Genomic DNA, 19,975 nt, shown 5'->3' on the forward strand with positions numbered 1-19,975 from the left:
AACCTCCTGTTATAGAATAAGTCCCCTAATCACTGATCAGGGGACTCCGTACCAGATGGGGATGAGTAAACTTCATCAGGGCTTTGAGCAGCATTTACTTCTTTTTCTAAGGGAATCACATCTACGTTCACACCAGTCGGGGTGAAGTAAACCTCTCCTTCTTGTTGATACTTAATCAGTGCTGCTGCCACATCTGGATTAGTAGTCTCTACGACCGCAATGGCTGGGATCGGATTCTGATTCCCCGATCCTTCCCTCTGAGGTTCATAACCGTTCTGATTCTGTCTATCTTTAATGAGTAGACCTTTAAGCAAAGGATCATCAGAAGGAGTGACCAACTCGGGTGGCTGTCGGTCTTGCCCCTTGATGTACACATAAGCATCAACAATGGTTCCCGGCTTAATCATGTCCCCGGCACTCTTAACCTGGTCCGTCTTGACACCAACAAACATCGCTCCGTCTTTTAATTCAAGACTTTCTCCAAATTTGCTTTCCTTAGCCGGGATAAGCATCGACTTGGAAACTGGTATTCCTTTAGGAATCCCAACCTCAGTTGTTACCCAAGATTCGCCTTCCAACTCCTTCAAATCCCGGATAGCATCATCTGGAACTTCACTCTTCACAACCTTGCGTTGTACGAGCTTACCTTCCACCAGACTATACGGAGTTAAATTATCTGCTGCCACATAAACCAATTCCGTTGTCACCTGCTTATTGACGATGCTGCTCTGAATAGCAACGGCTACTCCAGCCAAAATTAAGGCGACAAATACGATGAGCAATCGTCGTGTGGCCTTATTCCATAATTTTTTCAAAATACATTTCACTCCCTGTTACTTAAATTCTCCAAGATATGGCGTATGGCGCTTAACTGTCAATGGGTAAGATTCCAATCCGAAAATCTTACCTGCAACGAGCTTCACACGAGTATCAAACTGAGCTTCAATTCTTGGCGCTTTTGAAGTTGTATTCAAATAAGAAACCGTCGTCTTCAAATTACTATTAGAAAAGTAATCATTAGTGAGGTCTGTATTTAGTTTCAAATTTGATTTAACAATGCTGTAAACCGTGTCCTTCGCTATAGGTTCACTTAATTCCAAGCGTCCTCTCTGGTTCTCTGCTTTCTGAACACCAGCAATAATCGCTCCATCAAGCGCTTGTTCCACAGCCTTCTCAATTTTGATATGGGCGTTGTAGACTACCAGAAAATCAGTGAGAAAAAACAAAGCAAAGGCGCCGAATAATATCAGCGCCAGATTTCGGAACATATTAGATCACTTCCCTGTCATCGGAAGAATGTACGAGCTAAACCATCTTGCTTTACGCGTATCGGGAGCTTTACCGTCTTTCCCAGCGGTTTTAGGCCGATGCATTCATATTCCATACTAGCCTCAACCTCAACGGTATTTCCTCTTTCCACAAGTTTCGGAGTAGCCGTGAGAGTTACTCTAGCCGGATCAATACCAGTCTTTTGAATAAGCCTATTGAACTGCTCGCGATTCGCACTATCGTAACCATTCTCGGCCTTGATAACTTCAAGCAACTCATTTGTAGCAACAGTCAATTTCTGCTGCTGTACGATGTAACCGTACAGGTCGATACCAAGATAGAGAAAAATGGCTGCGACCAGCGTGAAAAACATGAGTGGAATGGAACCTACAGCTCCACGGTTATTCCTGAGCGGAGCTAGCCATGTTTTAAGCACCGAACTTCTCTCTCCTCCCGTGGCTTTTTTGGTATTAATCATTAAGAAAGGTTGTCAAGTTTACCTGTGATGGATTGCCAGAAAGTAGGGAGCCAGCCTTTGATCAAGCCCCATACAACCACAATAGCAAGTACAGCTAACAGGGCATAACCCAAAATTTCTACGATTGAAGCCCCCTGTTGATTTTGTAAAGGTCTTGCCAGTCTGAGTACAACTGTTTCAGTACGAACTACCAACTTCTCAGCCACACCATTTTTCCAAGTTACCACTTTGTTCAAAAATCTTTTCATTCCAATTACCTCCTGAATTTTATAAGTTTTGAATTTGTGAAAAAATATCAATAAAAGCAATAATGACGGCTGCAAAAGCGTGAAGAGCCACCAGAATATATAGCATCTTAATCTTCTCTGGCTGGCTACGGGTGACTTCCTTTAGTGCAGCAAGCCGGAGTTTCCGGAGATCTCCCTTAATGCTGTCGAAGTACTTCTTGGCTTCTCCATAACCGCTATTGACCCCAATCTTTACCGCAGCAGCAAAGTCCCGCATGACGGGTACATCGGTTTCAGCCGCAAACAAATCTACGGCATCGGTGAGTTTCATAATGCGGATGTTGGCATTGAGCCGTGCCAGCATTTTCTTCATCCGGGGACCACTCGTTTCCTCCAGCCTCTGAATTGTCGTCAAGAATGACTTGCCTGTTTCGAGAGCGATCATCATTTTGCTTATGAGCTGCGGCAAATCCCTTGTGATCTCTTCCTGCCTGCGCTTATAGGCCTTGGTTATTTCACCAAGTTGCGCAAAAAAGAACACAGCTACTGCCAACGGTATGGCTAAAAACAGAACTGGAAGATCGAGCAGAAAAGGAAGCACTAAAAAAGGAAGGCTCCCGGCAAGCGATTTAACCGCTTTGTCAGCAAGCTCTTCCTCAAAGGTGTTTTCTTTTCCAAGCAGATTGTACATCCGACGAAGCTTCCCATTAAAAATTGGCAGCCGAAGATTGAGTAACTTCGGCATGAGCCTTTCTGCAAACATAACCGTGATTGGGTCCATTTTCAGTTGCCGTAACTCTCTGTGGTTTTTCTGGAGTAAGGCTGCCTGATTCGCATAGCGCTTTTCCATATCGAAGCTGGGCAGGAGAATTTTTAGTGCCAGACCACTAATAATCATGACAGACAGAAACAGTAAGATATTAGATACAATCAATGGACATCCCCCCTTTTAAATTTTGTCGAGATTAAGCGACAGGTAATCGTCGCCTTTTCCTATAGAAAACAGCGTTGCGGCTGCAAAGGAAACTATATAAATCTGACCATGCAAAGTATTTAAAAAGACATTTGCATTGCCATTGTTCATAAAGGACATCATGACTGGCATCATCCACGCCATACCGATGACAGTAAAGAGCTGTTTTCGTTTGCTTTTAGCTTCAATGTCCAGTTCCTGAATCTGAGTGATATCCTCTCCAATCTCATCCACGGTTTCCTTCAAACTATCCAATGACTGAGGATGAAATCCTTCCATCTGAGCCATTCTGAGCTTATCCAAGAAGTCTTCCATCTTTCTGATCTTCAGTTCAACTAACATCTCTTCAAAAACTCGATCAATCGGAAGCCCCACGCGTAATTGATTTGATGCTTTTTCGAAGATCGGCTTAGTCACACCGTCCATATCAAGCACTGCATTTTCTAATGCTTTCTGGACGTTCGGAAAATCAGTTAGCTTGCTGATAAAAAGACGCAAGTTTGAAGGAAGATCGAACAGGACGTTTTGTCTGATTTTTCGTTTCACTTTCAGGACAATCGTTCTTGGCAATGTAAAAGACAATACGGCTCCCAAGGCAATAAAAAAGTAGTTTCCTGTGAACAAGGCAATCAAGCCGATCAAACCAACGGAAAACATAACCAGGAAAGCGAACTCCCGAAAGGTGAGTGACCACCCAACCATCTCCGCTTCCTTACGCACTTGCTCATAACCAAGAAACTTGGAGAGTGTGAATCCCTTACCTGCATTGGCATTAGGAATGACCAGTAGCAATGTTACAAGAGACAAAGCAAAAAAGTAAAAGAAACTGACCCATAACGACATTACTCACTCCTCCTCACACCAACGAGATATTGTTTCTTCAGGAGCGCCTTCGGCAATCAGTTTTCGTTTTAGCTTTGTCAGCTTTCCCTTCTGATTAAATCGACGACGAACTGGATCATATTGAAATATGGGTTGAATAACCGGCTTATCACCTTCAAAACCAATCAATTCACCAATTTCAAAGACCACCCTTTTCCCAGTACTCGCTTCATATTTCTGAAACAAAATCAAGTCAAAGGACATGACGATCTGTGATGCAGTCATAGGATTATTTCCTGAAAGTTGTAAAAACCGCACAGCAGCCTCCTCCGTCCCGTTGGCATGTATCGTCAGGTGGACAATATGTCCTGTGTTCGCAGCCACAAGGGCTTGGCTGGCAGCAAATTCATCCCGTACCTCACCGATCAAAATGACATCAGGATTTTGCCGAAGGCTCGTTTTTACAAGTTTCGGAATTGGATAAGCTTTTCGCTCATCCTCATGTTCCTTTACAATTACGGAAGCGATATTGGGATAATCCTGATAGCTAAGCTTAGCTTTGAGCAACATTTCCTCGGAATCCTCAATACAGAAAAATCGGGTCAATGGATCGTAGTACTGAGGAAAGCGTATGAGTTGCGTGGTTTTTCCGCTATTCGTTCCGCCCGCGATGATGCAGTTTACCCCATAGGGAAGAACATCCTTAAGAAATTCGGATATTTCCTTTGAAATGTTGCCGTAAGAAATACATTCCTCATCCGAAAATACATCCGGCGGAAATTTGCGAATGGAGATGATCGGGCTGTGGGTACTGACCCCTCCCCTAGTCACATCCATGATTACATTGATACGGAACCCGCGATAATTCGCGTCAATAACAGGCTCATTTGCAGTAAGTGTCTTACCAATTGGCATAAGCATTTTATCAATGGTCTGATAAATATGATCGTTATCACGAAAACGGATTTCGGTCATATGCACAGGAAACCCATTGCGCTCTACGATCACTTCCGCGGGACCGTTAATCTCAATACTGCTAATTGCCGGATCATCCAGTGCCGGCTGCAACACGCCCATCTCCGTAATTTCAGTACGGATATAGTCAATAACTTCGCCAATATCCATGCTAAATTTCAAGTCTCGCTGATCCCGGATAAAGTCTGAGATATGGTATTTGACCCTGTTCCGTGCTTGCTCATCAATGATTGCCCGGACAAACTCATCATTGTAGTTTGTGATAAGGTATTGCTGCGTCCGCTCCAGCAAAGTCTTTAGGTTTTCGTCATCCGTCTTACTGCGGGTATTGGTCGCCTTAATTTCAGGCCGACGGTACTGTACGTACTCTGCCGGATTGATCAATCCGATAGCCATCCTTTTCTCCCTCCCATAATGCAAATAATTGTTCTGGACGGCTCAGAAGAGGTTCTTCCTTAAAATCACCGTTTTTAAATTCACTACTAAACAGACATACATTCCCTATATCGTAGTCCTGTCTTAGGGTTTTGTAGGCTGCATAAGTACGAATAATTTCAACCGGCTCATTCATATTTAGCACGACTTGATCTGCTTCTCTTAGCGAGAAGAAGGTCATTGGATGAATCAGTTGCCCCTGTAGGACCGTAAAGATGTAGTGATATCCAGACAAATGGACTTTCAAATACGCGGGCAATTCACTCAGCGTCTTTTCTTGCTGTAGCTTAATTAGCGTAGGGCTGTCAGGCTTGCTTTTGGGCTGAATCAGTAATCCATCAAACCCATCAAAATGCTGCAAATACTGGTGAATCCCCTGTAACATCCCCCTATCATAGTCAATCAGCAACTGATCTACCGACTGTGCATGCTCCAGCTCCGACACCCCCATGCGGTAAGCCACGCGCGGCAAACCCAAACATGGAAACTCAACAACCACGGCCGTTTCTTCCCGTTTTTTTACCAGATTCAACAGCTTCTCTAAGAGAAGTGAAGAATCTGTACCCGCTGGGTTCCATAGTGCAACCATAACGCCTGTCGGTGAGCGCGGTGGTTCTTTTTCTTTCTTCCATCTAAGCATTTCGTGTCTCCTTTCCGAATAAAAATCACGGGGATTAGATGTTCCCCTCATTCTTAAATAAAAAAAGCCTCCACTCAAAAATAGAGTAGAGGCTTACTTTATTGTACAAACCATCGTTTTCTTTTTGTTTTGGGCTGCTCCAGCCAATAAGCAAGTTCCCCTGCATCCGTAAATGGATTAGCCTTTAGAGGATTCATAATAGAGGTTATAGCAGGGAACATCTCTCTAAATTCCTTGATCATATCTTCATCGGCATAGTTAATGATGAATGATGATTTTCTCAAGAGAACAGAGAGTTCGTTCAGATGTTGGACGATATAGTGCAAATCCCATGGTGCAGCTGAGAGCGTAATGAGTTGATATGGGCAACGCAAAAATTCTTGCGCAGCCGAATTCATTTTTAATCTTCCTTCGTTCTCATCCACCAATACGCCAAGGTCAAGAATAACTGAGTCATACTCGAGCGTATAAACTTCAGCTACATCAAATGGTGAACGATTAGGGAAGAAATCAATACCGTGTCGCTTGAACTTTAAACCGTCAAAATCTGTAGCAAAACTCACGATGTCTGATGGTCTGGGCTTATTCCTATATTCAACAAAAGCCGTTTTCAATCCCTTACTCGCTGTCTCATAGGCAATCTGGAGGGCTGTGTGTGTATTCCCACTCCTACGTGCCAGTCCCCCAACTGCAACGATGTAGGGCTGGGATACATGGATCGGCAGTTTCTCCGGTTGAGAATCGGTTTTCTTCTGCTTATCCACGTTTACATATTCCTGTTTTTCTTCTATAGTCACAGGACTCTCTACATGATCTGTTAACTCCCGGGCTTCTCTCTCTTTACTTTCATCATTTACCGGTACAGTATTTTTTTCAGCCCGTTTAAATCCCCTTGTCCAGTCAGACAACAGCGTCTGGACCTTTCCCTTATTCTTCTCTAAAGAGAACCCAACTTTCCTCTCAACTTTCTTTTGAGAAGGTAATTCAGGATTAAAGCCAGGAATATCAGCCAATGTTTTTTTCGTTTGAATCCATCTTTGTACATCCTCTATCCCGAATTGTTCGGCGGCATAAACATCATATATACCGTACATCCCCAAACTTCTTTGCCACTCGCTATCTACTTCTGGCAAGATAACAATCAGTCTTGTATCTGGTACGCGCATGCGCACTTCCTTCAAGAAGTTCACACAATCCTGCCTATGTACTACTCCTAGCCCTCCATCAACAATTGCAATTTCCGCATCTACCTGCCCTGCTGATGCAGCAACTGCAAACTGCTCAAGCGTTACATCCGTACCAGCAATAGAATAACCTTGTGTTTCTAAAGCTTCAGCAAGTGGCGTTAGAATGGACAAATCAAACACCAAGTGAAGTTTCACTGTTCGCTCCTCCCTTATCCTCAAACAACCAATTCAAAATAGACATAACTCCGTCAAATATCTGCGGCCAGAAATTGATGATTAGATATCCAATAATGGATAAAAACAAGAGTAGAAAGGCAACTGAAAGCAGCTTTCTATAGAAGAGACCACCGATAAGCAAGATTAGGAAAATGCCAAGTGCAAGATATACATAAAAGTTACTTCCTGATTGAACGGCAGAAAAAAGCTCTTCCCCCTTTTCATTTAAGCGATTCCCCACTTCCTCAGGATCAAATGTCTTAGAATTGTCTTTGATCTCCTGAGTTATAGATGCTCCATTTGAAGCAAAGGCCGTATTTAAAGGTACAAGGCTGACCAACAAAATAATCGCCATTAACAACACCCGAACTCTTAAAATCATCTGTACTCCTCCATTTTATAGCAAAACAAAAACAACCCCTAAAATAGAGGTTGTTGTTTTGGTATATTTTTACAATTAAAAGTCCATAGCTTCGCTAAGGGCAATACTATTGTATCTCGACTTTGGACACCCGTCAATCCCCTAATTGAGATAATTGTTCATAAATACTAGTTACGTTTTTAACCCAATTTGTTCCTGTTGCATATACCCCGTTTGGATTTTCAGGATCACTTAACCAAGCAATAGGACTAACTGTACTGGGCTTTCCCTTAGAAAGCTTTACTATCGTCTTAGCCGCAATTATAGCGGCATCCTTGGTTGTTAATTCAGCCCCCCTCCCCTCTTGCCAGCTTCCAAAGACATTCCATGGATTCTTCACTATCTTATCCGCATACTTATTGCTTTTTGGAACAAAGGATTGTTCTGCTCCAGTTATGGCAATTAGCAAATAAGGATCAACTCCTTGAGCTTTTGCCGCATCGTCAATCATGGTTAATATCTCTTTTGTAGCCAACATCGAATTTCGTTTGCCTAACCATTCAAGTAATACAGGAATATCCAAAGGGCGGTAAGTCAATATATCGGATGATTCATCGTAACCGAAATAAACCAGCGGATTCACAGGCTCTCCATTTACGCGCACTTCAAAGTGTAAATGCGGGCCTGTTGAACCGCCAGTATTCCCTGATTCAGCAATTTCTTCCCCTGCTTCAACCTCTTGACCCGATTCCACCTTAATTTTATCAAGATGATAATACCTTGTTTCTATACCATCATGCTGAATCATGATTGCATTACCTGCATTCCCCATGTAATCCGCAAAGATCACTTTTCCCGACTTCGCAGCATACACAGGTGTGCCTATTGGAACCCCAATATCCACGCCTGCATGCAGTTTAATAATTCCCGTAATTGGATGGACTCGGCTGCCAAAAGTGGATGTAATCTTGCTCCCCTCTGTCGGCCAAACTAATTCTCCTCCAACTGGATTAAATCCAATTAAGGAATCACCTTCCCCGTCACCATCTGAAAGATATGAAAGCCAGTATTCCAGAAGAAAATCCTGATCTTCTACTCTCTTGGCACCATGAGCATTAAGGATTTCTCTTAATGGCTCCCAATCTTCACTGTACATCGGTTCAATCCGTTGTAATTTGTCTTGGGTTACAGTTGTCGTCAGATCACCGCATGGAGATGGGGAAGTTTCAGTTGTTGTTTCTGAATCATAAGTATAGACATAATCATTTTGAATCGTCTCTGCCTTTTTCAGAAGAAGAACGGGCTGACGTTCAGTCACTGTTGACTTTTCGTACGTAACCTCACCATCCTCATCTTCATTTCGAAGACAAACCTCTTTCACCGTAACAATCTCAGAACTTTTCCATGTGAACTTGGGGCGTACTTCTTTAAAAGTCTCCTCTGGTTTCAGCACTACTTCCTTGACGTTTTCATCTAAAAATGCGTTAAAAAAAGATGGATCGTTGAGTGAACGATCCACCTGAGCCAGCCACTGCCAATTCAATGCATAGGTTTGGACTTGAGATTCTTGCTCTGCTGTTAACTCTTCATGCCAGCGGTCAGCAATAGCCTGATACTCATCAAACAACTGTTCATCTGAGTCTTCTTTGGTACCATAGAAAAAACCAGATGTACGATCCTTGATTGTATCGAACGTCCCTATCACTGACTGCTTCGGAAGCTCAAAGATCATAAAATAGAGCAAAAACAGCAGTAGTGCAATCCCTCCAATAGCCAGTACATAAGGAAGGATAGCTTTCAATATCGGCTTTAATGCTTTGTTAAGGAGTACTCGTCCTCCTTGCTTTAGTATTTTTTCAATATCCATTCTTTCCCCCTAAACATAATAATTATAGTGCTTACCTCCAGTTGATGGAGACTTATCAGGCCCTGATTTTGGAGACGGAATATTTTCTCTTGAAGATGAATTTACAGTTTCACCATTCGCATTCTTGATTTTATTGGCATCCATGACCCCTCCTGTGACTTCTCCACCATCTGAAATAATGTTACCTTTAAAATTTTCACCGTTGGTTCTAACACCCCGGTTTACGGCAGCATTTCCAGAAGCACTTCCGGATCCACGAGCACGAGCCGGCCCAGTCTCAGCAAAGTTGGACTTACCCTGTGTCTTTGTTCCTTTGTCAGTATTAATTGCCGTTATATCCCCATCAAACTTCCCGCCATTTATAGCTACACCCTCGTTGATAACACCTCCACCTTTTGCTTTTGTTCTAAAGGTCTGTTCAGTTACAACAGTTGTCGAACGTTGCATAGGCTTTTCTTCATACGGTTGATCGTGATCGGTTACAAGTGTCGGTTCTTCTATAGCTTCCTCTCTACCGCTTCTACCGCTGTTAACCCAATCTGCGACCTTCTGTGCACCGGAGTAAGTTTTCTTACCTAACCACATACCGCCTTTTCCTACCAACTGAGCACTTTTTCCAATTCCTCCTCCAACAGCCCCACCTACAAATGCTCCTTCTAATGGCTTACCTGCCATTAATCCAACTGTGGCTCCTAAAGCGGCCCCAACGCCTTTTGCTCCTTGATTTAGAGCAAATCCAGCAGCCTTCTTACTTATATTCGTCGCCCTATTTCTGAAACTCGGCTTTGCACCAGACATTACCCTAGATGATGAGCCGCTAGAAACAGCTCCTGCTGTACCAGCGGACGCAACATCACCAGAAGACGTATCGCCCATCAATTCAGATGAGCCGCCACCAGCCGACTGTGCTTTTCCCGATTTCTTTCCAGAAAACATTTTACCCATTGCAAGTAACGTACCAAAACCTAATGCTCGACCCATTTTGGTATCTGGTTGCTCTGTTCCCAAGAGACGTTGAACAAAATTTTGTATGGAAGAAAAACCAAACAGATACGCTACAATCACCCAATTAGAAATACCTTCACTACTAAAATGAAGCAATAAAAAAAATAGCCCTAATGCTAGAGCATGGGCTAAGGGCAATATCATATTGGCAACAAACTGATCCCACCACGTTTGCAAAGCGTTGCGATAGCGAGGAAACAGCGTCATTATGCAACACGGAACGAATGTGATTATGAGTAGCATCAGGTTGATGGATCGTATGGTATAGTCGTAGTTTAGTTTTGCAGTCATAAGTGCGGCTAGTAGAACTAAAATTGAAACGATAAATCCCCGATAACTAACCATATTATCATATCCGGCTTCACCTGTCCCCCAAATCGTATTGAGGAACAATCCTGGCTGAAGTCCATAATCAACCATAACCGCCCAGATTAAATCCGTAAACCAACTTACAATGGTGGCTATGAAATTCCATAGATATACACCAAATCTTAAGGATATCAGCCCAACAACAAAGGCTGTTGCATAATCCTTTGCTTTCGTTCGCCCTTCCCCGGTATATCCGTGCCAGAGGAGTAAGAACGCTATCAGTATAAGAGCAATAAAAATAGGATACGGTATAAAACGTTCCAAAGCAGTATAGATCGCGTCTATCGCATTCATCATTCCCTCGGAAAATACTCCAAGGTATAAACTTGATCGAAGGTCTTCCGTACCCCCTTGCAAGAACCCATCACTTGTTGATTCAGGATTTTTACCGAAAACCAACAAGGTTACATCTTTCATACCAAAAGACTTGATCAAAAAATTAGCTGCTCCAATTAAAACATCTGAAAGGGTTCGTTCCATCAAGCCAGGCTTATTATCCTCATCCTCATAATATTGCTCGACCTGTTTACCTATGATGCCTTTTTCACTAGCTGCCATAGCTGGCGTTGCGAGAGCAAAGCTGTGAACCAGCATTAGTAGCATACAAGTAACTATTGTAATACGGCGCAAAGTAGCTCTCTCCCTTCCTATGCTGTTCCTTCAGCCCTTGCTCTTTCCTTGATATACCGTTTCCGCTCGGCGTATAACGGATCATTGGGGTCTGTGGTAAACAACATATGCTCGAATGGAGCTGCATCTACATGTACGATAGCCGATTGATTGTCCACTTTGACGAGCATATCTCCCTTACGAGCTTGATAAACGAGAAAGTCTGCTTCACCTTCGGTTAATGCTAATTTCCCGCGAACAGCATCAATATCTAAAGCTTCCTGAATACCAATAATTTTGATTGGGCTGTTTTTAATTGCAGCCATCCCAGCTTGAGAACGAGTAAATACCTCCAAGCCCTGAGTAACAGGGACGATCCCTGTATTAGTTGCACGCCCCTCCCGAAATGCACTCTCTGCCCAAACAGCTCCAAAATCTTCGTCAAGAAATATATTCTGGCATTCCTCAATAATAAGGAGTTTCTTAACCTCTGGATGTTTCTTCGCCCAGCGTTCCATCATCCAACGCTCTGTAACAAACAAACCAATTGGACGCATGATCTCCGGATCAAGCCGATTGATAGCAAAACCAAAGATTGGCGCATTCTTCAACTCTACTGTAGAAGGACCATCAAATATCGAATATGAACTCATTTCACCTTTTCGGGTAAATGGCTGCAGCAACTCACTTGCTTTTCGGATCGCTTCACTTTTATGGGCATTCATTTTCTCCCATAACCCAATCAATTCAGGCATTGCTTTTCTTACCTTACCAGTCCTGAAAATGCCTTGACCTTGCATTGTTTGATCTGTCGTATATAAGCTCTCAGGATCTGTAGTTATCTCGTACTCCGCATACTGCTGTCTTATAGCTCGACCAATAAATACTTTCACTTCGCCGGTTAATACACTTCGGTCATAAACAGAAATCATTTTAAAGACTAGTGCCTGCACAGAATTCGCCGCTTCTTCGATATCAACAAATCTTGTTCCGTCTGCAAGTTCTGTAATGTCAACATCATATGGATTGATACGATGCTTAGAATGCTCGTGGAGTTCAATAAATGGGCAGCCCAAAGCACGAAGAAAGTCGCCGTACTCTCCCTTCCAATCAATAATTCCAATTTGCCTTCTTAGATGTGAGGAACGATGTGTAACTAACATGGTCACAAACGTTTTCCCGGCACCTGAACGTCCAATGATGCACATATTATAATTCGCTAGTTCTGGATGCCAGTTGTCCAGCCACACCGGGCGGCCCATCCTATCTTTACCAATTACAACACCACTACGATGATTTAAGCTACCTCCACCCCATGGAAAAAGATCAGCCACGTTAGAGCTTTCCAATGATAGAATGTGCTCTTTTTGAACTGCCGTAGTTTCGGCAGTAGGTAATACGGATTGCAACGCCGCAAGTTGTTGACCATCGGCTGATCGGAGATAGATCGACTTCCCAGCAAAGCGCTGAACAAGTGAGCGACACAGTTTCATGAGTTCTTTCCATTCAGGGGCGCTGACGATGACCTGAATAGACACTCGAAAACTTCGTTCAACATTCAATCGAATGCGTTTTTGTCGTTCTTTCAAGTCTGCAATTTCGTCTCTCATGGCATCAATCTTACGAACATCTTTTTCATCAGCCAAATCTGATAACAATCCTGCTATCCGTCTGCCGATCTCATCCAGTTCTCGATCATTTGATGACGGCTGAACATGGATCGCTAAGTCCACATCCCCATTACCATGATCTGCTCGAATTAAGGAATCCAGCATCCCTGCCCAGGTATTGCCCGAAGAAATCTCAGCATAAAAACTACGGAAATATCGAGTTGGTGTAATTGTTCCACCGACTTCTACCGCATAGTCATCAAGCTTAATTTGGTTAGCGCTTATATCTTTCGGAATTGTTTCTCGAATAAATGAAGGGGCAGCGAAGTCAGCTCCACTAGCTTTCCCGGTATCAAGATGAGCCTGGGTTTCATTTCCCATCCCCTCACCTTTTTTATTCCTTTTTAAAAAATTGAACACTTCCATTCCACCTTCTTACACCGCTAATTTATCTCCACAAACTTTACATGTACGCACAAGCTGACCGCCTAAATAGCTCAGTGAAAATCTTACACTCCCACAAGGACAAACTCCGGGCCTACTTGAAACTTGATCAATTTCATTCTTCCTGACCCTTTTTACTGCATCTGACCAGGTTCCTTTACGCATTTTGCAACTCTTCCTGTGTTAAAGAGTGCTTTAATCTTTTGAATGAATCTGATCGTATTGCATCAATCATCCGCGCTTGTGGAGCCAGCTCACGCTGTAAGGTTTGATAAGTATAGTTCCATACTCCCGCCTTATCCAGACGCTGATATCGCATTCCTACTTGTTCACAGAAGCCATATAAGATGTTCTCTACCTCTTCTAATACTTGCAATGCCAGATCAGATTGCTCTTCTTCTGATAAGTTATTTTTCTTAGGAGCGGCTTTGTCCAAAATCGCATTCATTCTCCCTGCCCCTGCCACACCTGTCTCTGCCTTCAAAGGGTCGTATTCAAAAATAATATATCCGTGATAATTTCTGATCGTGCCTTGATCCAAACTCTCTATCAAATATTGTCTTACCAATTCTCCCGATTTCTTCAGGTCAGGATATTCATCAGGAAGCTCTTGAACTGATTGTCCGTAGGCATCCGTATAATCCTTCATCTCAAACAGTTGGGATTGCGTGATGAATGTAACCGGTAATGAGATCGTGTTAATGAGGCCAAGAAAGTTAAGCCAAACTGCTTTGTTTTCCTCAATTGAGGCATTATCCAGATTAATAGGTTCGACTTCAACTACTAAGCGATATTTATTGCCGTTTTGAGCAAGCCCATCCCATGTGATTTTGGAATTTTTCGCTCCGATTAGTTCCTGAACGGTAAGTGGTTTCTCTTTTTTTTGATAGTTCATAAAATAGAACACCGCTGCCGCTAAAGCTAAAATGAGCATCAGGACCATATCATGCTCCTCCTTTCTTGTACAAATATCTCCTTCTCCGCAATCTCAGCCGAAGCATCAGATAGTAATACTTCCATACCGGGAGGTTAGTCCCGGTATGTTTGAAATAGCAAAGATACATGCAGAATAAGAACGGTATAGAATAGTGGAGCCTTGAATAGAACCAGTCTGTCCCAATGCGCGGAACCACCTTGGACATTTGAACAGACAAATACCCTCCAACTGTCCACCATGCCGCTTGACTGAGACTAAGGCCAATACCAAAGATTGTAATGAACTTTTCTTTGATCGCGCTTTTGTACGGTATCGGATGATATTGTCCCCACATAGCCAATTCCTCACAGTTTGGATAGGTCTATACCAAATAATTTGAAGACCGCGCCCAAGATATCTTCTGTCCAAAACGACAAAACTAAGAAAGCAAGGAAAAACACAATTTTCCCTTTCGTCTCTCTTAAAGTGTCCGGGGAAAAACCTGCCCGGAAATAGCTGATAGCAAGCCACAGCCCAAAGATAATTGTGAGTGTCACAAAAATGCGCCGTGCCATATCAACCCCCGCAGTGGTTGATTCATCTACCTTTTTCTCCAAATTAGATACTTCGCTGCCTTGGCTGCCTTGAATTCTCTCCTTGATGCTCTGTGCATGTACAGAATTCTGAAGAGGGACAGCACTGAACATAAACAACAAACCTGCCATCATAACAACTAAAATCTGCTTTAACCTTTTCAAGTGAATGACCTCCCTATTTGCATACTCCTACTCGTTTGTCTTTCCGGAACTCACTTACCGACCACGCAATGCCGTACTTTTTGCTAATCCAACCTGCAAACATCTAGGTTTCCTCCTTTCATATGTTCTCGATAAAAGCAAAAAAGCTCCCGCAATATGCAGGAGCCTCAAAGTCGTTCGATTATGTGATATAGAAATAACTGTATCCTCCAAGTACCATCCATGCTCCCCAAGCTGCCATTGCTGCTGTCTCCACAAATACCGGAGGTATACCAAAGAGTGGTATACCGAATTTCCATGGAATCGGCCACAGTAAAGCAACTCTACCTGTAATGACATCCAACAACAGATGGGATACATAACCAATTAAAAAAGGCCATTGCCAGCTTGAATGAATGCTAAGCAATAACCATACGCATAGTCCAAAAATGATGCTGTGTGTCAATGTTCTCTTTCCAAAAGTAGCCTCTAAGACACTCGGTAAAACAGGAATACAACGCCCTAATAAGCTGTTTTGACGATCTATATCCGGCAATAAGGATGATACTGCTACAACGGCAAGCTGGGCTGGAGAGTGGATGCCAAGCACCATTGCGGCGGTCACTCCGCCAACTAGATGAGAAGCCCCATTCATACCGCAACACCCTCTGCCATCATCTGCAAGAATGCTTCGACCACTCTTGGATCGAATGCCTCACCACTTTGATCTTTAATATAGTCCAACGCTTTTCCTACAGGCCACGCTGCCTTGTACGGTCGATCAGAGCATAGAGCGTCAAACACATCACATACAGCAACAATGCGACCATACAGCGAAATTTCTTCACCCATAAGACCATGCGGATATCCTTGTCCGTCCCAACGCTCATGATGTGAAGCAATAATCTCCCTCGCCGCTTCAATCTCTTCGCCTGTATGTACAGATAGAATGGATAATCCGTACTCTACATGCCGTTGCATCAACCTATATTCCTCTTCATTAAACTTTTCTTTCGATTGCAGTAAGTACGTTGGAATAGCTATTTTACCAATGTCATGATACAAGGCTCCCTGACCTATCAGATGAATCTCATGCTCACTTAGTCCCAACTGACGCGCTAATGACATTGAAAGTTTACTGACTCGCCTAGCATGATTACGATCAAGCATATTTAGCACATTTTCTAAAATCAATTTTGCTCCTCCTTAAGCATCTGCTTTAATTTAGTTTTAAACCACTGGGCGGCCTCGCTTCCGGTATCCAACATCTTTTGCACAGATGCCAATAACCGCTGAGCCTTCTTTTGCTCCTGATCTTCATCTTGCTTAACAAGTTGTTCCGCCCCCTCTTGTTTCAGAATGGCCTTGCGCAATTCTCTAGTGCTCATGGATTCATCGCCAGCTTTAATCAACATAGCAGCCGGTTCATTTGAATGGCTAGCTACTCGATGGTGATACCAGCTCAATGCAGGATGTCGCGATTCAGGTGTAGGGAACGTCCGATAGACATGCACCAGCTCCCGAATTTGCGCCGGGCTGATTCCAATCTGCGAGGACAGGAATTTTTGCTTGGCTCCGGCAGCCAACATTGCATCCAGCAACTGCCCTTTAACGAACCTTGTTTCTTGCTCTTGTTCATCAATCTGGATGTACGCTTGCAGCAGTTCCTCAACCTTGGGCTGAGGGGCTGGCTGGGCTGGAGGAGGCTGATAGCTCAGTTTCAAAATATCCGCCACTTCCTCTGGTGTTAGCCCTTCACGCTTGGCAACGATAGTGAGCAATTCATTTCGATCCAGGTTACCATCATGAAACAACCGATGATGCCAACCGCACAGGTGGATCAGGTTCTCCCTTCGATCATCCCCGCCAGCCCCACGAGTACGAATATGATGAGGTTCACCTTCTGCTGGATGACTACAACGTTCTCCAGTAGCAAGGTCGATGTACTCACAACTATGTCCAGATTCTTCACGTATGTTCTGGATGTTTTCTCTACTACGAATTCGTTCAGGCTTTGTTAATGTGCTCATATGAACGATTCCTCCAAGCTAATTATTGAGTTAATGACAATATTGGAGAAGAGCGGCGCAAATCAATGGCCTGTAGTGCTACAAGGTATAACGCCTGATCCCAAGAACGTAAACCCACGGACAAGTCAAAATCGCGGCCATTCCAAAGATTCAAACCAAGCTCCAACAAGCTTCTGGTTTGTCCGGTAAGCGGGGCAGTATCACCAGTTGTTTCTCCGCGATCTCTGCGCTCGGCAAAGTCACCCGGATCACTTAAATAATCAAAATACCAGTCAAACGGACCATGTACTTGCTTCTCTAAAACAAAGCATTTGTAAATCTCAGGATATGCTCCGATGTAACAAGCAGCGTAATAATCTCTTGCCTTTTTTACGTCAGGAAATTTCGCTGCAATACGTTGAAAATTAATTTTGTGTTGTTCGTTAGCAAAGTACATCCTTCCCGCCCCTTTCCACTTTCCAGAAAGTTTGTCATTGATCAATGGCTCTCAGACTCGACAATCAGTTTCATAGCTGTTCTCTGTTCCCCCTCGATCACGACATCCACAAAAGCAGGTATACAAGTCAAGTTGATACCTTGGGATGATACATACCCCCTAGCTACAGCTACAGCTTTAAGCGCCTGGTTGACAGCTGCTGCACCAACGGCTTGTAACTCCAGCTTCACCTTTCCATCGCGGATAAAGCCAGCCACAGCACCAGCTAGTGCGTTTACCGAAGATTTTGAAGATACTTTAAATACATTTTCAGACATATCGAATTCCTCCGTTTTTACTTTTTAAGAGTTGTCTCACTCTCTATAAAATACAAAAAGCCTCTGACCTGATAAGCAGTCAAAGGCTATCTATTGCGTTGCATTAAATTTCGGAATGTGCATTAAGCCGGCTCAATCGCCATGATTACATACCCTTCTGGTACAAATGGTTGCTCGTCGAAAATGTAAGTCACTTCCCGACCAACGTAACCTCCGGTGTACTTGTTGGTAACAGGATCAAACTCCTTGAGTAAAAGGACATCTCCAACTTTATAATCCTGATCTTTTTTGCGTACCTCGAATGTTTTTATTCCAGTTACCACAGCGCTAAAATATTTCGGATGGATTTTTAGTTCATGCGTTGTCATTTATCTCACTTCCTTTCGCTATTTGTGTCTTTAGTGCAATAACAGGCTTTGAGATATGGGGCTGACAGGGCTAGGGATGGGATTGCTCCATGTCTGCTTGACGCCATCATGCCTGCTTAGCGCTCCCTGTTCCTCCCTCCAGTGCCCCTCAGCCCATTCGCCAAAGTGACACCCACCACAGCCGGTGCTTCAAAGACTGTTCATGGTGCGCACGCGCATGCCCTGAGTTTTAAGGATCATCCTCCTCAACTTCAACCTCTTCCCATGTATAACTCACATTTTCTCTGATCCATTTTCGTACTACTTCATCCAACGACGTTTTAATCTCTGTTTCTGTTGGGTTTGATGCTTCCCATGAAATTTGAAGATCAATATCGTATGTATCTTCTGTATCTTCATCATCTTCACCAAAGCTAAATTGAATACGCACGTTTTTTGTTATCCTCAATCATTTCATCTCCTCCTGAATTCCATGGACTCTGTATTTTATATAGATTAAGAAAGAAGACCACCCGCTAAAATCGCGAAACCCTTGATACATAAGCATTTTTCCGCATTTTTGGGTGTCACCTTTTCGTGACACATGTGTCCCCTTTTGGTGACACCCCCTGCTCACAAAAAACCTGCATTTTTTTAACGGTATTATTTTCCTTTCTGCTGTTTTAAAACTTCCAAAAACTTTTTTCGCTTAACCAACTTTCCATACTGACTATGTGGTTCGACAATAGCCTTAATAGGTAGCTTCACCCTAGCCCTTTCCAAAATGTTGTGATGTATCATCAGTTGGACAATCCCACTTTGAAGCCTATTTTTATCCCCACAGCATAAAATCTCTGGATTCAAAAAAAACGGACGCCGAGTGACATGGCGACCGTGTATTTTAAGTTCGTGGACATTAGCGAATTCATACATAATCCCTTTTTCAATGAGTACAGATATCATTTCACTTGTCTTTTGCCTACTTCGCTTCAAATAGGCTGCGATCTCAGATACCGAGCAGTATTGGCCCGATACAGGATCAACGATAGCATTAACGTTCATTTTAAGCATTGGAGCCAGTGTAAAGATGAAGCTAAACTCAGCACTAGTTAAATATTGAGTCTGACATAAATAGGCTATATTTTCATCAATGGTTTGAGAGAACCTTGTTTGATTTACTGCTCTCTGCCTTTTGCGTACAATCATGAAGCCTTGTTCATTGGCTTTGGCTTCTTCGTCATTGACCTTACCTAGATCAATCTCAGTTCGCCTTTTCGCCTTCAATTCTGCCTGTTGAAGTGTCTGCTTTAACGCCCCAATCTTATCCATATACCTTCCTCTGCCCTGTAGGAATACTCTGCAAATTACTCTCAATCTTCTCCCTTAGCGCCGTATTACGCTGCACCATCTTGTTGTTGCTTATAGCCATACTAAGTGCCTTGCGAGTCCCTATCATGACACAAACCCTCTCTGCTCTCGTCAGGCCAGTATAGATCAGATTTCGAGCCAACATAACGTAATGGCTGGTAGAGACAGGCATAATAACTACAGGGGCTTGTCCACCTTGAGCCTTGTGTATGGTAATGGCATAGGCCAAGAGCAAGTCCTTTAGTTCGTGCTTACTATAGACCACTACTTTCCCGTGAAAATCACAAGCAAGCCCTATTTCATCCGTCAACTCACCACTTTCATTTTTGATGGATAT

At 43.2% G+C, this 19,975-nt stretch carries 24 protein-coding genes; all 24 read right to left on the minus strand.

Annotated features, from left to right (window positions below):
* Positions 1-29: 29 nt before the first annotated feature.
* Complete coding sequence (gene cpaB, locus NST08_RS29760) at positions 30-815, minus strand: Flp pilus assembly protein CpaB (RefSeq protein ID WP_341342696.1); 786 nt, start codon at positions 813-815, stop codon at positions 30-32.
* Between the two features lie 18 nt (positions 816-833).
* The gene (locus NST08_RS29765) at positions 834-1,268 is read right to left on the minus strand and encodes a hypothetical protein (RefSeq protein ID WP_036714857.1); all 435 of its coding nucleotides are present in this window, start codon (positions 1,266-1,268) and stop codon (positions 834-836) included.
* Between the two features lie 17 nt (positions 1,269-1,285).
* Positions 1,286-1,705 carry a DUF4320 family protein gene (locus tag NST08_RS29770; RefSeq protein WP_068779934.1) on the minus strand — a complete coding sequence of 140 codons (420 nt, stop codon included), beginning with the start codon at positions 1,703-1,705 and terminating at the stop codon, positions 1,286-1,288.
* Between the two features lie 41 nt (positions 1,706-1,746).
* A complete protein-coding gene (locus tag NST08_RS29775) occupies positions 1,747-1,995 on the minus strand; it encodes a hypothetical protein (protein ID WP_009225524.1) in 249 nt (82 codons plus the stop codon).
* Between the two features lie 19 nt (positions 1,996-2,014).
* Entirely contained in the window at positions 2,015-2,908 is an 894-nt protein-coding gene (locus NST08_RS29780) for a hypothetical protein (protein ID WP_341342697.1), read from the minus strand.
* Positions 2,909-2,923: 15 nt separating this feature from the next.
* On the minus strand, positions 2,924-3,790 hold the full coding sequence (locus NST08_RS29785) for a type II secretion system F family protein (protein ID WP_341342698.1): 867 nt from the start codon (positions 3,788-3,790) through the stop codon (positions 2,924-2,926).
* Positions 3,791-3,793: 3 nt separating this feature from the next.
* The gene (locus NST08_RS29790) at positions 3,794-5,140 is read right to left on the minus strand and encodes an ATPase, T2SS/T4P/T4SS family (RefSeq protein WP_341342699.1); all 1,347 of its coding nucleotides are present in this window, start codon (positions 5,138-5,140) and stop codon (positions 3,794-3,796) included.
* Positions 5,088-5,819: a hypothetical protein gene (locus tag NST08_RS29795; RefSeq protein WP_341342700.1), complete on the minus strand. Its 732-nt coding sequence runs from the start codon at positions 5,817-5,819 to the stop codon at positions 5,088-5,090. Before NST08_RS29795 ends, NST08_RS29790 begins: the two co-directional genes overlap by 53 nt.
* A gap of 98 nt (positions 5,820-5,917) precedes the next feature.
* Positions 5,918-7,201, minus strand: a complete 1,284-nt coding sequence (locus NST08_RS29800; protein WP_144879456.1) for a hypothetical protein — start codon at positions 7,199-7,201, stop codon at positions 5,918-5,920.
* The gene (locus NST08_RS29805; RefSeq protein ID WP_144879454.1) at positions 7,179-7,604 is read right to left on the minus strand and encodes a hypothetical protein; all 426 of its coding nucleotides are present in this window, start codon (positions 7,602-7,604) and stop codon (positions 7,179-7,181) included. Before NST08_RS29805 ends, NST08_RS29800 begins: the two co-directional genes overlap by 23 nt.
* A gap of 133 nt (positions 7,605-7,737) precedes the next feature.
* The gene (locus tag NST08_RS29810) at positions 7,738-9,450 is read right to left on the minus strand and encodes a M23 family metallopeptidase (RefSeq protein ID WP_050769774.1); all 1,713 of its coding nucleotides are present in this window, start codon (positions 9,448-9,450) and stop codon (positions 7,738-7,740) included.
* A 9-nt stretch (positions 9,451-9,459) separates the two neighbouring features.
* Complete coding sequence (locus NST08_RS29815) at positions 9,460-11,454, minus strand: hypothetical protein (RefSeq protein WP_341342701.1); 1,995 nt, start codon at positions 11,452-11,454, stop codon at positions 9,460-9,462.
* Positions 11,455-11,471: 17 nt separating this feature from the next.
* On the minus strand, positions 11,472-13,469 hold the full coding sequence (locus tag NST08_RS29820; RefSeq protein ID WP_341342702.1) for a VirB4 family type IV secretion system protein: 1,998 nt from the start codon (positions 13,467-13,469) through the stop codon (positions 11,472-11,474).
* Positions 13,470-13,644: 175 nt separating this feature from the next.
* Positions 13,645-14,430 carry a hypothetical protein gene (locus NST08_RS29825; RefSeq protein WP_120464971.1) on the minus strand — a complete coding sequence of 262 codons (786 nt, stop codon included), beginning with the start codon at positions 14,428-14,430 and terminating at the stop codon, positions 13,645-13,647.
* A gap of 338 nt (positions 14,431-14,768) precedes the next feature.
* Complete coding sequence (locus NST08_RS29830) at positions 14,769-15,161, minus strand: hypothetical protein (protein ID WP_036714838.1); 393 nt, start codon at positions 15,159-15,161, stop codon at positions 14,769-14,771.
* Positions 15,162-15,342: 181 nt separating this feature from the next.
* Positions 15,343-15,795: a metal-dependent hydrolase gene (locus tag NST08_RS29835; protein ID WP_212940275.1), complete on the minus strand. Its 453-nt coding sequence runs from the start codon at positions 15,793-15,795 to the stop codon at positions 15,343-15,345.
* Entirely contained in the window at positions 15,792-16,334 is a 543-nt protein-coding gene (locus tag NST08_RS29840; RefSeq protein ID WP_212940274.1) for an HD-GYP domain-containing protein, read from the minus strand. Before NST08_RS29840 ends, NST08_RS29835 begins: the two co-directional genes overlap by 4 nt.
* A complete protein-coding gene (locus NST08_RS29845; protein WP_212940273.1) occupies positions 16,331-17,170 on the minus strand; it encodes an HNH endonuclease in 840 nt (279 codons plus the stop codon). The genes NST08_RS29840 and NST08_RS29845 overlap by 4 nt, the downstream gene beginning before the upstream one ends.
* Before the next feature lie 22 nt (positions 17,171-17,192).
* Positions 17,193-17,606 carry a hypothetical protein gene (locus tag NST08_RS29850; RefSeq protein WP_036714835.1) on the minus strand — a complete coding sequence of 138 codons (414 nt, stop codon included), beginning with the start codon at positions 17,604-17,606 and terminating at the stop codon, positions 17,193-17,195.
* 41 nt (positions 17,607-17,647) lie between these two features.
* Positions 17,648-17,923, minus strand: coding sequence for a stage V sporulation protein S (locus tag NST08_RS29855; RefSeq protein ID WP_036714833.1), 276 nt, complete (start codon positions 17,921-17,923; stop codon positions 17,648-17,650).
* Positions 17,924-18,045: 122 nt separating this feature from the next.
* Positions 18,046-18,291, minus strand: a complete 246-nt coding sequence (locus NST08_RS29860) for a DUF3850 domain-containing protein (RefSeq protein WP_036714832.1) — start codon at positions 18,289-18,291, stop codon at positions 18,046-18,048.
* 229 nt (positions 18,292-18,520) lie between these two features.
* Positions 18,521-18,739, minus strand: coding sequence for a hypothetical protein (locus NST08_RS29865; RefSeq protein ID WP_090725962.1), 219 nt, complete (start codon positions 18,737-18,739; stop codon positions 18,521-18,523).
* Between the two features lie 194 nt (positions 18,740-18,933).
* On the minus strand, positions 18,934-19,599 hold the full coding sequence (locus tag NST08_RS29870; protein ID WP_036715675.1) for a hypothetical protein: 666 nt from the start codon (positions 19,597-19,599) through the stop codon (positions 18,934-18,936).
* Positions 19,592-19,975, minus strand: a 384-nt coding sequence (locus NST08_RS29875) for an ATP-dependent RecD-like DNA helicase (RefSeq protein WP_341342703.1), incomplete at its 5' end; no start/stop codon positions are given. The genes NST08_RS29870 and NST08_RS29875, both read right to left, overlap by 8 nt.

This window comes from Paenibacillus sp. FSL K6-1566 (assembly GCF_038050475.1).
GTDB classification, from domain to species: Bacteria; Bacillota; Bacilli; order Paenibacillales; family Paenibacillaceae; genus Paenibacillus_AQ; species Paenibacillus_AQ lactis.

Bases quoted from the DNA above. Each gene is read 5' to 3' on its own strand.
- NST08_RS29765 (WP_036714857.1), bottom strand. From the start codon at position 1,268: ATGTTCCGAAATCTGGCGCTGATATTATTCGGCGCCTTTGCTTTGTTT.
- NST08_RS29775 (WP_009225524.1), bottom strand. From the start codon at position 1,995: ATGAAAAGATTTTTGAACAAAGTGGTAACTTGGAAAAATGGTGTGGCT.
- NST08_RS29785 (WP_341342698.1), bottom strand. From the start codon at position 3,790: ATGTCGTTATGGGTCAGTTTCTTTTACTTTTTTGCTTTGTCTCTTGTA.
- NST08_RS29790 (WP_341342699.1), bottom strand. From the start codon at position 5,140: ATGGCTATCGGATTGATCAATCCGGCAGAGTACGTACAGTACCGTCGG.
- NST08_RS29795 (WP_341342700.1), bottom strand. From the start codon at position 5,819: ATGCTTAGATGGAAGAAAGAAAAAGAACCACCGCGCTCACCGACAGGC.
- NST08_RS29805 (WP_144879454.1), bottom strand. From the start codon at position 7,604: ATGATTTTAAGAGTTCGGGTGTTGTTAATGGCGATTATTTTGTTGGTC.
- NST08_RS29810 (WP_050769774.1), bottom strand. From the start codon at position 9,450: ATGGATATTGAAAAAATACTAAAGCAAGGAGGACGAGTACTCCTTAAC.
- NST08_RS29820 (WP_341342702.1), bottom strand. From the start codon at position 13,469: ATGGAAGTGTTCAATTTTTTAAAAAGGAATAAAAAAGGTGAGGGGATG.
- NST08_RS29825 (WP_120464971.1), bottom strand. From the start codon at position 14,430: ATGGTCCTGATGCTCATTTTAGCTTTAGCGGCAGCGGTGTTCTATTTT.
- NST08_RS29835 (WP_212940275.1), bottom strand. From the start codon at position 15,795: ATGAATGGGGCTTCTCATCTAGTTGGCGGAGTGACCGCCGCAATGGTG.
- NST08_RS29845 (WP_212940273.1), bottom strand. From the start codon at position 17,170: ATGAGCACATTAACAAAGCCTGAACGAATTCGTAGTAGAGAAAACATC.
- NST08_RS29850 (WP_036714835.1), bottom strand. From the start codon at position 17,606: ATGTACTTTGCTAACGAACAACACAAAATTAATTTTCAACGTATTGCA.
- NST08_RS29855 (WP_036714833.1), bottom strand. From the start codon at position 17,923: ATGTCTGAAAATGTATTTAAAGTATCTTCAAAATCTTCGGTAAACGCA.
- NST08_RS29860 (WP_036714832.1), bottom strand. From the start codon at position 18,291: ATGACAACGCATGAACTAAAAATCCATCCGAAATATTTTAGCGCTGTG.
- NST08_RS29870 (WP_036715675.1), bottom strand. From the start codon at position 19,599: ATGGATAAGATTGGGGCGTTAAAGCAGACACTTCAACAGGCAGAATTG.